This window comes from Pseudomonas sp. CBS (genome assembly GCF_024734645.1).
Taxonomy (GTDB): Bacteria; Pseudomonadota; Gammaproteobacteria; order Pseudomonadales; family Pseudomonadaceae; genus Aquipseudomonas.
The window spans coordinates 7,143,181-7,156,055 of record NZ_CP102929.1; the positions used below are offsets into that span (position 1 = coordinate 7,143,181).

Consider the following 12,875-nt stretch of genomic DNA (forward strand, 5'->3'; position numbering starts at 1 on the left):
TATTTGGGGCTTCTACGCATTCATGGATGAAGGGCTTTGACCACAAGGAGTTTCACGTGGAAAGAAGACTTGCTGCTGCCGCTAAACCTCGTATTTCTCCTCTTAATCTTGCTATTCGCCTCGGTATTGCCGGCCTGGTTCTAGGCCTGGCGAGCCCGGTGGCGATGGCGGCTTGTACGCCGGCAAGCCCCGCAGCGGGTGCCACGGTCACCTGCAGTGGCGTGCCTTCGCTGCCGTTGTTCTTGAACACGTTCTCCAGTGCAGTGAATGACCTGACCGTCAACGTGGGCTCCGCTGCCCAACTGAACGCGACGCTGGCTGGCCAGGTGCTGAACCTGACGGGCAATAACATCACGTTGAACAACGCGGGCCTTATCGACCCGGCATTGCTCGGGCTTGTCACTGCCTTGAGCGGCGGTGTGGTGCTGGGTAACGCGGGGGCGAGTGTGGTGAACGTCACTAACGCCGCTACCGGGATCATCCGAGGTACTGCGGACGTGCTGGGTGTCAATCTCGCCAGTCTCAATGGTATGGCGCTTAACCTGCAAAACGGCGCCGGCGGCAGCACCAATATTGTGAACAATGGCACCATCGGTTCCACCGCATTGCTCAACCTGACGCTGTTTGCCGCGGATGCGCCAGTGGTCGCGATTCGCGGGGGCTCGCAAGTCAACGTGATCAACGCAGGCACAATCAACGGACGGATGGCCTTTGAAAGTTCCTCCACGGGTAATACCTTCGTCAACTCCGGTACGATTTCCGGCGGCGTCTCCATGGGGGCGGCCAGCAGCAACACATTTACCGCCGTGACCGGTTCGACCATCACCAATGGTGGCGGGGTTGGGCTCAGTCTCGGTGGCCTGATTGGCGTAAACCTGACGTTTGCGCCCACCGGGCAAGTTGATGGCGGGGCCGGGGGCAACAACTCGTTGATCCTGCAAAACACCATTGGTATGGGCGGTGGCACGAGCGGAGCTGGCACGGCGTCCAGCGCCAACTACGTGAACTTCAACAACCTGACGGTCAACAGCGGTACCTGGACCCTGCAAGGGCCACTCGTCAGCGGCGGCACCACCCTCAATGGCGGCATCGCGTCGTTCAACAACGGCCAGTCGTTCGGCACGGGTGTGCTGACCTCCAACGGCGGGACGATCCAGGCCAGCAACGCCGGGTTGACCCTCAATAACCTGATTACCCTGGGCAGTGGCGGCCTGGCCGTGCAGGGCGCCAACGGCACGACGCTGGGAGGGGTGCTCTCCGGTGCCGGCGGCTTGACCAAATCCGGCACCGGGCAGTTGAGCCTCAGTGGTGCCAATACCTTCACCGGCAATACCTCGCTCAATGGCGGTTCGGTGCAGGTCCTCAATAACCAGGCTTTCGGCACCGGAGCCGTGACGTTCGCGGGTGCGACGACGTTAAGTGCGCCGGGCACCATCAGCCTGGACAACCTCATCACCGTCAACAGTGGAATGACGACTACCGGAGCCGGGTCTTTGACCCTCACGGGCGTGGTCAGCGGGGCAGGTGGTATCAACAAGAGCGGCAGCGGCACCCTGGCCCTTAATGGCAACAACACCGCCTATACAGGCGCCACCAATCTGAACACCGGCACGCTGGTAGCCGGTAATAACAATGCGTTGGGTACCGGTGTACTGAACGTCAATGGCAGCGCCAATCTTGATACCAGCGCCAATGTGACCCTGAACAACGGCATGGTCCTCAACGCCAACCTGACCACGGTCGGCAGCAACGCGCTGACCCTTGGGGGCGTCATTTCGGGCGTGGGGGACATTACCAAAAATGGCGCCTCGACCCTCACGGTGACCGGCAACAACGTTCAGAGCGGAAATACCGCGCTCAACGCCGGCACGTTGCTGGTGGGCAACAACAATGCACTGGGCACCGGCATCCTGACCACGGCCGCAGGCACCATCCTCGATGCCACCACTGCGGTGACCCTGGCCAACGCAGTGAGCATGGCGGCTGATTTGACCATCGGCGGCACGCAGGCGCTGGGGCTGAGTGGTGTGGTCAGTGGCGCGGGCGGGCTGATCAAGAACGGTGTGGCAGCGTTGACCCTCGGTGGCGCCAATACCTACACCGGCAACACCACCCTTAACGCCGGTTCGCTGATCGTCGGCTCCAATACGGCGCTGGGGGCGGGCGGCATTTTGAACGCGGCGGACGGCACCACGCTGGACGCAAGCACCACCGTTGCCCTGACCAATGCCGCCAACATCACCGGTAACCTGAACATTGGCGGGACCGCTGGCCTGACCCTTGGTGGTGTGGTCGCCGGCAGCGGCGGGCTGACCAAAAATGGCGCGGCCAACCTGGTCCTCAACGGTGCCAACACCTTCCTCAACGGCGTAACGCTTAACGCGGGCACGCTCACCGCCGGTAATAACGCGGCCTTGGGGGCCGGTGACCTGACCGTCGCGGGCGCGGCCTCGCTGGACAGCAGCGCCAACGTGACGCTGGCCAACAACATCGCAGTGAACGCCGACCTCAGCGTGACGGGCAGCAACGCCCTGACCCTGGGTGGCGTGCTCAGCGGCAGCAACCAACTGATCAAAAACGGCGCAGCCAACCTGACCCTCAACGGCGCCAACACCTACCAGGGCGGCACGACGCTGAACGCCGGCAGCCTGACCCTTGGCAATGCCGCAGCACTGGGCACCGGCGCGTTGACCGTGGGCGGTGCCAGCACCCTCAACAGCACCGGCGCGCTGACCTTGGGCAATGCGATCAACCTCAATGCCAACCTCAGCGCCGGCGGGGCCAACCCGCTGACCCTCGGAGGCGTTATCGCCGGCGCGGGCGGCCTGATCAAGACTGGCGCCTCAAACCTGACCCTCAACGGCAGCAACACCTACACCGGCACCACCGCGCTGAATGCCGGGACCTTGATTGTCGGCGCCAATACCGCGCTGGGCACGGGCTCGCTGAACGCGTCCAACGGCACCACCCTGGACGCCAGCACCGCCGCCACTCTGGGCAATTCCGTCAACCTCGGTGGCAGTCTGACGCTCGGTGGCAGCAACGCGTTGACTCTCGGTGGCAACGTCAACGGCATCGGTGGCTTGATCAAGAACGGCGCGGCCGATCTGACCCTCAACGGCACCAATAACTACCTGGGCGGCACGACGCTCAACACCGGCAAGATTATCCTCGGTGCCAACAACGCCTTGGGCAGCGGCGCGTTGACTACCGCCGCCAACACCAGCCTGGACGCCAACACCGCCGTCAGCCTGAACAACCAGATCGGCATGACTGGCCCGCTGACGATTGGCGGTAACGCGGACCTGACCCTGGGCGGCGTGATCAGTGGCAACGGCAACCTGGTGAAAAACGGTGCGGCCAACCTGATTCTCAACGGCACCAACACGTTTATCGATGGCACTTCGCTGAATGCCGGTACCTTGACCGTCGGCAGTAATGCGGCCCTCGGCACCGGCAGCCTGGCGGTCAACGGCGCGGCGACGCTGGACAGCAATGCCCCGGTAGCACTGACCAACAGCATCGCCCTGAATGCCGACCTCACCGTCGGTGGCACTCAAGGCCTGACACTGGGGGGCCTTATCGGGGGCACCGGTCAGCTGATCAAGAACGGCGCGGCCAACCTGACCCTCAACGGCATCAACACCTACAGCGGTGGCAGCAGCATCAACGCCGGCACTCTGACGCTGGGCAATGGCGCGGCGCTGGGCAGCGGTAACCTGACCGTGGGTGGCGCCTCGACGCTGGACAACAGCGCGGCGCTGACCCTGGGCAATGGGATCACCCTCAACGCTGATTTGAACGTGGCCGGCAATAACGACCTGGCGCTTAGTGGCGTGATCAGCGGCGCTGGCGCGTTGAACAAAAATGGCCTGGCAGACCTGACGCTCAGCGGCACCAACACCTTTACCGGCGCCTTGAACATCCTGTCCGGCAGTGTCACCACCGCCAGCGCAGGTGCGCTGGGCAGCACCTCCGGCGCGAACGTCAGTGCCGGTGCGTCGCTGAACATGGGCAGCGATGCCAGCCTGGCGACCCTCGCCGGCAGCGGTGACGTGCAAGTCAGCGGGAGCAACACCCTGTCAGTGGGCGGCCTCAACGCCAGCAGCACCTTCGACGGTGGCCTGAGCGGCACCGGCATCCTGGCCAAGGTCGGCACCGGCACCCTCAACCTCACCGGCATCAATGGCCTCACCGGCGACACCAACGTCAACGGCGGCACCCTGAACCTCAGCGGCTCGCTGGGCAGTGCCAATGTCAACGTCAATACCGGCGCGACCTTCACCGGCACCGGCTCGGTACTGGGGGCGTTGAACGTCAACAACGGCGGCCACCTGGCCCTGAGCAGCGGCAATACGCTGTCGGCCGGTTCGCTGGTGATGGCCGGCAGCGGCAACCTGGACGTGGCGCTTGGCGCACCGTCTACCACCTCGTTGCTCAACGTCGGCGGCAACCTGACCCTCGATGGCAACCTGAACGTCACCGATGCCGGCGGGTTCGGCGTCGGGGTGTATCGCTTGATCAACTACACCGGCGCGCTGACCGACCTGGGCCTGGATGTCACCGGCGTGCCGGTGGGCTTCGGCCTCGGCGACCTGGTGGTGCAAACCTCGGTGGGCAATCAGGTGAACGTGCTGGTGGCGGCGCCGAACGCCAACATCCGCTTCTGGGACGGCAGCCAGACCATCGCCAACGGCGTGGTGGACGGCGGCACCGGCAACTGGACGGCTGGCGGCACCAACTGGACCTCGGTCAACGGTCTGGTCAACCAGCCATGGGCGGCTGACTTCGGCGTGTTCCAGGGTGCGGCGGGCACCGTGACGGTGGTAGGCGGGCAATCGTTCACCGGGCTGCAATTCGTCACCGATGGCTACAACCTGGTGAACGGCGCGGCGGGGCAATTGACGGCGGTGAACGGCACTGGCGGCAACACCGCGATCCGTGTCGATCCGGGGGCCACCGCGACCATCGGTGTGGGCATTGACGGCAGCGGCATCCTGGCCAAACTCGACAGTGGCACCCTCGTGCTTAATGGCGCCAACAGCTACACCGGTGGCACCGAGCTTCAGGGCGGGACATTGGTGGTGGGCAGCAACACGGCCCTTGGCAGCGGACAACTGAGCACGTCGTCCGGCACCACGCTGGACAGCAACACCGCCGTGACCCTGGGCAACGGGGTGAGCCTGCTCGGCAACCTGACGGTCGGCGGCAGCAATGCGCTGACCCTCAATGGCGTGATTGGCGGTGTCGGCGGCGTGATCAAAAACGGCGCGGCCAACCTGACCCTCGGCGGCAACAATGCCTTCCTCGGCCCGGTTGCCCTGAATGCCGGCGGGCTGATCCTGGCGTCGAATTCGGCACTGGGCAGCGCCACACTCAATGCCGCCAACGGCACCACGCTGGATGCGGCCACTGCAGTGAGCGTGAACAACGCGATCAACCTGGCCGGTAACCTCGGGATCGGCGGCACGGCCGACCTGACCCTCGGTGGCGCTCTCAACGGCGCCGGCAGCCTGACCAAAAACGGCGCGGCCAATCTGGTCCTGAATGGCGCCAATGGTTTCCTCGGTGGAGTCACCTTGAACGCCGGGACCCTGACGGCGGGGAACACTTCGGCGCTGGGCCTGGGTAACCTGACGGTGGCGGGGGCTTCGAACCTGGACAGCAACACGGCGTTGAGCCTGGCCAATAACATCGCCCTGAATGCCAACCTGGGCGTCACCGGCAGCAATGACCTGACCCTCGGCGGCGTGATCAACGGCGCAGGCGGCGTAAGTAAAAACGGCAGCGCCAACCTGACGCTCAATGGCACCAATACCTACACCGGCGGCACCACGCTGAATGCCGGCACCCTGACTCTCGGCGGTGCAGCGGCACTCGGCTCAGGCACCTTGACGGTGGCGGGGCCTTCAACACTGGACAACGGTTCGGCGCTGGTGCTGGCCAACAACGTTACGGTCAACGACAACCTGAGTCTGGCCGGCACCAACAACCTGACCCTGGGCGGCGTGCTGGATGGCGCCGGCACCCTGACCAAAAATGGCGCAGCCGACCTGACCCTCGGCGGCAGCAACACCTTCAGCGGCAACTTCAACGTACTCGGCGGTAGCCTGACCACCACCAGTGCCACGGCGCTCGGCAACAACGCCGGCTTGACCCTCGGCGCCGGTACCCAGCTCAACCTCGGCGCGTCCGCCAGCCTTGGCAGCCTGACCGGCAACGGCACAGCACTGATCGCAGGTGGCAGCATCCTTGGCCTGGGCGGCGGCAACCAGAGCGGTACCTTTGACGGGGTACTCGACGGTGCCGGGCAACTGAACAAACTTGGCACCGGCACCTTGAACCTCAGTGGCATCAACACCCTGGCCGGCGACACCAGCGTCAACGGTGGCACCCTGAACGTCAGCGGCTCCCTGGCCAGCGCCAACGTCACGGTCAACAGCGGTGCGACGCTCACGGGCACTGGCAGCCTTGGCGGCGCCGTCACCGTGGCCGATGGCGGGCACCTGGCAGGTTCGACCGGCAGTACCTTGTCGGTGGGCTCGCTGGTGTTGTCGGGCAACTCCAACCTGGATGTCGGGTTGGGTACTCCCGTCGTCGGCGGCGGTAATGCGCTGATCAATGTCGGCGGTAACCTGACCCTCGACGGTAACCTCAACGTCAGCGATATCGGCGGCTTTGGCAGTGGTGTGTATCGCATCATCAACTACACCGGCGGCTTGACCGACAACGGCCTGGTGATCGGCGCAGTACCCGGCAGCGTGACGCCGGGGGATCTGCAAGTGCAAACGGCAGTCGGCAACCAGGTCAACCTGCTGGTGACGGCACCCAACACCACGGTGCAGTTCTGGGATGGCGGCCAACTGGTGGGCGACGGCACCGTTCACGGTGGCAGCGGCACCTGGGGCACCGGTACCACCAACTGGACCAATGTCGACGGTACCTTCAATCAGGCCTGGGGCAATAGCTTCGCGGTGTTCCAGGGCACGGCGGGCGCAGTCACGGTCAACGGTACGCAAAGCGTCACCGGCCTGCAGTTCGCCACCGACGGCTACAGCCTGGTGGACGGCACGGCGGGCGCGTTGAACCTGGTCAATGGCGGCACCGGGAATGCGGCGATTCGTGTCGACCCTGACAACACTGCCACCATCGGCGTGGCCATCAACGGCGCCGGCACGTTGGGCAAATACGACACCGGCACCCTGGTGCTCAACGGCACCAACGGCTATACCGGCGGCACTGCTCTCAACGGCGGCAAGCTGGTGGTGGGCAATGACAGCGCACTCGGCACCGGCGTATTGACGACGGCCAATGGCACGGCGCTGGACAGCAACACGGCGGTCAACCTGGCTAACGCGTTGGTTGTGAACGGTGCCTTGAGTGTCGCCGGGTCCAACGCCTTGACCCTGGGCGGGGCGCTCAGCGGCAGCGGCAGCCTGGTCAAGAACGGTGCGGCCAGCCTGACCCTCAATGGCAACAACACCTACAGCGGCGGGACGCAGTTGGCGGCAGGCACGCTGATCCTCGGCAACAACAATGCCCTCGGCAGTGGTGCCTTGGGTGTTACCGGCAATTCAGTGCTCGACAGCACGGCGGCGTTGCAACTCAACAATGGGATCAACCTCGGTGCGCAACTGGGCCTCGCGGGCACCCAAGACACCACCCTCGGTGGCGTCATCAGTGGCACCGGCAGCCTGGTGAAAAACGGCAATGGTTCACTGCTGCTCACCGGTGCCAACACCTACAGCGGCGGCACCACCTTGAACGGCGGCATCACCTCGGGTGACACCAGCAGCCTGCAGGGCGCGATCACCAACAATGCGACCCTGACCTTCGAACAGACAGCCGATGGCACCTACACCGGCAACCTCACCGGCACCGGCGTGCTGAATAAAAACGGCACGGGTGACCTGCTGCTGACTGGCAACAACACTTTTACCGGCGATACCAACATCAACGCCGGCGGCCTGTTGGTCAATGGCACGTTGAACAGTGCCAATGTGCTGGTGGGCAGCGGCGCCTCCCTGGGCGGTTCGGGCCAGCTGGCGGGTACGGTCACCCTGGCGAACGGCTCGACCCTGACCGCAGGCGCCGGCGGCACCCCGTTGTCGATAGGCGGCCTCAACCTGTCCTCGGGGACCAACCTGGACTTCAGCCTCGGCGCGCCGGGCGCTTCTACCTCGGTGGTGAATGTGGCCGGCAACCTGACCCTGGACGGCACGCTGAACGTCACCGACGCCGGTGGCTTCGGCACCGGGGTGTACCAGCTGTTCCGCTACGGCGGCAGCCTGACTGACAATGGCCTGGCTTACGGCACGCTGCCTTCGGGCATCCTGCCGGGCGCACTGACCTTGCAAACCGCGCTGGCCAATCAGGTCAACCTGCTGGTGCAAACCACCCCGGGGCAAGTCCAGTTCTGGAACGGCGGCACCACCAACCCTGACGGCACGATCACCGGCGGCAGCGGGACGTGGGGCCCGGGCACCAACTGGACCGATCCGAACGGCACCCAGGGCCAGGCGTCGACCAACCAGTTCGCAGTGTTTGGTGGGCAGGGCGGGACCGTGACAGTGGAGGGTAATCAAGGCTTCACCGGCCTGCAGTTCCTCGATCCGGGCTACTCGCTGGTGGCGGGTGCAGGCGGTAGCCTGAGCCCGACCAATGCGCCGGACGGCAGCCTGGCCGCAGCACGGGTCAACGCTGGCGTAACCACGCAGATTGATGCGCCGCTGGTGGGCACGGGCGGTATCAACAAGCTGGATGCCGGCACCCTGGTGCTGACGGGTGCCAATACCTACACCGGCGGCACCACCGTCAGTGGCGGGACCTTGGCCGGTAACACCACCAGCCTGCGGGGCAATATCTTCAACAACGCACGGTTGCTGTTTACGCAACTGAACAGCGGGAAATTCAACGGAGTGCTGAGCGGTACCGGTGCGTTGGTCAAGCAGGGTGCAGGTACGCTGCTGCTGACCGGCAACCAGCCGTTCAGCGGCACCGTGGCGGTGGATCAGGGTGTGTTGCAAGTCGGCGACGCGGCCAATCCGAATGCAGTGTTCGGTGGGCAGGTCACCGTGGCCAACGGTGCCGGGCTGACGGGCAATGGCAGTGTCGGCTCGCTGGTCAACCACGGTGCGGTGACGCCCGACAGTGGCAAGCTGAGCGTCGCCGGCAACTTCACCAACGCCGCCGATGGCGCGCTGAACCTGGTCATCACCCCATCGGCCGCCGGCGCCCTGGCGGTAGGCGGCACGGCGGACCTCGCGGGTACGCTGAATGTGGTCAATCTGGCGCCGTATGCCGGGCCGACTACCTACACCTTGTTGACCGCCGACGGCGGGGTCACGGGTACGTTCGCTACCACCAACCTTGAGAACCTGGCGTTCCTCAATACCGCGCTCGACTACAGCCCGAATCAGGTCGCCCTGGCGGTCAGCCGCAATAACGTCAGCTACGCCAGCGTGGCGGCCACCGGCAATCAGCGGGCGGTAGCCGCAGCGCTGGGCAGTGGCGCAGCAGTGGGCGGTGAGGCCGTGCAAAACGCACTGCTCAACGGCAGCGTCGCCGAGGCTCGGGCCGCGTTCGACAACCTGTCGGGGGAAATCCACGCCAGTACCGCCAGCGCCTTGCTTGAAGACTCGCGTTACATCCGTGACGCGGTCAATGAGCGCCTGCGCCAACCCGGTTGCTACCGCCAGGACGATCCACGCAGCAGCCTGGCGCCGAGCGAAAATCAGTTGAGCAGCGCCGGTTGCCATGGCGAAATGGTCGGCTGGGCACGTGTGCTGGGCACTTGGGGGCATATGGGCGGCGACAGCAACACCGCCAGCCTGGACCGCAACCTCAGTGGCTTCCTGCTGGGTACCGACAAACAACTGGATGACGCCTGGCGCGCCGGTGTTGCCGCCGGCTACACCCGCAGCGACCTCGACGCCAAGCACCGCAACTCCAGCGCCGACGTCGACAGCTATCACCTGATGGCCTACACCGCGTACCAGCAGGAAGCATTCGCCGCACGGATGGGCGTGGCCTACAGCTGGCACGACATCGAGAGCAAGCGTGATGTGGCAGTGGGTGGTGTGGGTCAACGCCTGAAGGCTGACTACAAAGCCCGCAGCGCGCAAGTGTTCGGTGAAGTCGGCTACACCATTCAAACCGGCAGCGTCGCCCTGGAACCGTTCGCCGGCCTGGCCTACGTCAACTACGACAGCGACACCATCAAGGAGAAAGGCGGCTCGGCAGCCCTGCGCGGTGATGCCGATCAAGACGTCACCTTCTCCACCCTGGGCCTGCGTGCCGGCCAGACCATCACCCTGGGCAACGGCTCGAAAATCACCCCGCGGGGCAGCATCGGCTGGCGTCATACCTTTGGTGATACCAAGCCGGATGCCGACCTGAGCTTTATCAACGGCGGTGGAACTTCATTCAGCACCCAAGGTGTGCCGATTGCCAAGGACAGCGCCGTGCTGGAAGCCGGCATCGACTATCAGATCAGCCCCAACGGCAAGCTGGGCCTGGGTTACTCCGGCCAGGTCTCGCGCAACGACAAGGACCATGCGATGACCCTCAGTTTCTCCCTCGGTTTCTGATCAAGGCCGAGTCTCTTCAACCGCCCGTAAGGGCGGTTTTTTTATGGGCGGATAATCGTGCGGGAAAAACCTGCAAACATTTTTCCGGGGAAAACGGGAGGCTGTGCGCCCCTCAGGCTTCTACAGTTATGCACTTGAGTTTATATTCCATGGATGGCATATTTGCATGAGTTGGGACGTTGAATATACGGATGAGTTTGGCGGCTGGTGGGGCGAACTGGATACGAAGGAGCAGTCCTCGGTATCGGCCAGCGTGGATTTGCTGGGCTTTCTGGGGCCAGGCCTGGGGTTTCCCCACAGCAGTGATATCAAGGGGTCGCGGCATGGCAACCTGCGAGAACTGCGGATACAGCACGCGGGGCGACCTTATCGGGTGCTGTACGCATTTGATCCGCGCCGGTGTGCCTTATTGCTGATAGGCGGGGACAAAACAGGACGAGGCCGCTGGTATGACGAATTCGTCCCGCTGGCTGAGACCTTGTATGACGAACATTTGGAAACACTGCGTAAAGAGGGCCGTCACCATGGCTAAAAAATTCAGTGAGCTTCAGGCTCGCATGACACCGCAAGCTCGGGCCGATGCAGAGCGCATCCTCCAGCAGCACCTTAAAGAAATGCCTCTGCATGAACTGCGCAAGGCGCAACAGATGAGTCAGGACACGTTGGCCAAGGCGCTGAATATCAACCAGGCGGCAGTGTCCAAAATGGAGCGTCGCACCGACATGTATATCAGCACGCTGCGTAACTACATTCGCGCCATGGGAGGGGAGCTGGAGATTGTCGCCACGTTTCCTGATGGCCAGGTAAAGATCGAAAACTTTGCCAAGTGAGTCATTCTTTGCGTCAACGCCCGGCCCTGTGCCGGGGGTTTTGTTATCTGAATACCTGTCGCCATTGTGCAGCTTTATAGACAATACTTGGCATTCTCGCCCTATCGGCCATCACCATGAACCAACTCCTCGCCATGCGTGCCTTCGTCCGCGTCGTCGAAACCGGCTCCTTCAGTCGCGCCTCCGACCAGTTGGCGCTGCCGCGCTCCACCGTCAGCAAACTCATCACCGACCTGGAGAAGCACCTTGGCGTCAAGCTGATGCATCGCACCACCCGTGCGCTGGCGGCGACGCCGGAAGGGTTGGAGTACTACAACCATGCGCTGTGCCTGGTGGCAGAACTGGATGAACTGGACAATGCTCTGCGCGGGCAGAAGCTTAAGCCCAGTGGTCACCTGAAGGTGGATGCGCCGGCGTCCTTTGCCAATTGCCTGTTGATACCTGCGCTGGTGGATTTTCATCGCGAGTACCCCGACATCACCATCGCCCTGGGCATCAGCGACCGCGCCGTGAATATCGTGGGGGAGGGTGTGGATTGCGTGCTGCGGGTTGGCAAACTGGATGATATGGCCATGATCGGCCGCAAGGTTGCGGACCTGGAGTACGTCACTTGCGCCGCGCCCGGCTACCTTGAACGCATGGGCACGCCCACATCTCCTGAAGACCTCGAAAAGAATCACCTCAAGGCCGGCTATTTTTTTGCCGGATCGGGCAAGCCGGAACCGTTGATTTTCGAGCAAGGCACAACTCGATACGAGGTAGGCCAGTGCGCCTTTTCGACCAACGAAGGCAATGGCCTCAAGGAAATGCTGCTCGCTGGCCTGGGCGTCGGGCAGCATTTCAAGTCTATCGTTGACTACTACGTCGAGACTGGCCAACTCGTCCCGGTGTTGGCGGACTGGACTCGGCCCGCCACCCCGTTGCACATCATCTACCCACCCAATCGACATCAGAACGCCCGGCTGAAGGTGTTTATCGACTGGGTGATCGAGCGGTTCGGCGTCAGGCAATAATCGCCGTCACGCGGATTTCAATACGCATCGCTGGCAGTCCCAGGGCTTCCACCCCCAATTCGGTCCAGATCGGCGCGTGATTGGGCATGTAGTGGCGGTACCACTTGACCATCTGCTCGTTCACCTCGGGAGGAAAACCGCCCACGTGGTAGGAGTTGACGTGGATCACATGCTCCCAGCCGGCACCCGCTTCTGCCAGGGTGCGATCCAGGTTGTGAAAGGCCAGGGCGATCTCGTCAGTGAGGGATTCGGGAATCTGAAACTGGTCATCCCAGCCGCCCTGGCCCGAGGTTTCGACGCGGTTACCCACTTTTACCGCTTGGGCGTAATGCAGGGTTTCCCGTGCGATGTCGCCGTAACCGGGTGTGATGAAAAATTCGGGCTTGCTCATGGTGTTCCTCGTCTTCAATTGACTACCCGGTGACTGTAGTGGACTGAATCGG

5 protein-coding genes are annotated in these 12,875 nt (G+C 63.5%); 4 read left to right on the plus strand and 1 reads right to left on the minus strand.

Annotated features, from left to right (window positions below; all coding sequences use genetic code 11):
• Positions 1 to 26 precede the first annotated feature (26 nt).
• The 4 genes from NVB75_RS32645 to NVB75_RS32660 all read left to right on the plus strand — a co-directional run bounded on the left by NVB75_RS32645 (position 27) and on the right by NVB75_RS32660 (position 12,432).
• The gene (locus NVB75_RS32645; RefSeq protein ID WP_375378902.1) at positions 27 to 10,589 is read left to right on the plus strand and encodes an autotransporter-associated beta strand repeat-containing protein; all 10,563 of its coding nucleotides are present in this window, start codon (positions 27 to 29) and stop codon (positions 10,587 to 10,589) included.
• A 166-nt stretch (positions 10,590 to 10,755) separates the two neighbouring features.
• Positions 10,756 to 11,121: a type II toxin-antitoxin system RelE/ParE family toxin gene (locus NVB75_RS32650; protein WP_258345122.1), complete on the plus strand. Its 366-nt coding sequence runs from the start codon at positions 10,756 to 10,758 to the stop codon at positions 11,119 to 11,121.
• Complete coding sequence (locus NVB75_RS32655; protein ID WP_258345124.1) at positions 11,114 to 11,419, plus strand: helix-turn-helix domain-containing protein; 306 nt, start codon at positions 11,114 to 11,116, stop codon at positions 11,417 to 11,419. Before NVB75_RS32650 ends, NVB75_RS32655 begins: the two co-directional genes overlap by 8 nt.
• 116 nt (positions 11,420 to 11,535) lie before the next feature.
• On the plus strand, positions 11,536 to 12,432 hold the full coding sequence (locus tag NVB75_RS32660; protein ID WP_258345126.1) for a LysR family transcriptional regulator: 897 nt from the start codon (positions 11,536 to 11,538) through the stop codon (positions 12,430 to 12,432).
• Here the strand turns inward: NVB75_RS32660 and NVB75_RS32665 are convergent.
• Entirely contained in the window at positions 12,422 to 12,823 is a 402-nt protein-coding gene (locus tag NVB75_RS32665; RefSeq protein WP_076016281.1) for a RidA family protein, read from the minus strand. The two genes, NVB75_RS32660 and NVB75_RS32665, sit on opposite strands and share 11 nt — an antisense overlap.
• Positions 12,824 to 12,875: the final 52 nt, after the last annotated feature.

Bases quoted from the DNA above. Each gene is read 5' to 3' on its own strand.
- NVB75_RS32645 (WP_375378902.1), top strand. From the start codon at position 27: ATGAAGGGCTTTGACCACAAGGAGTTTCACGTGGAAAGAAGACTTGCT.
- NVB75_RS32650 (WP_258345122.1), top strand. From the start codon at position 10,756: ATGAGTTGGGACGTTGAATATACGGATGAGTTTGGCGGCTGGTGGGGC.
- NVB75_RS32655 (WP_258345124.1), top strand. From the start codon at position 11,114: ATGGCTAAAAAATTCAGTGAGCTTCAGGCTCGCATGACACCGCAAGCT.
- NVB75_RS32660 (WP_258345126.1), top strand. From the start codon at position 11,536: ATGAACCAACTCCTCGCCATGCGTGCCTTCGTCCGCGTCGTCGAAACC.
- NVB75_RS32665 (WP_076016281.1), bottom strand. From the start codon at position 12,823: ATGAGCAAGCCCGAATTTTTCATCACACCCGGTTACGGCGACATCGCA.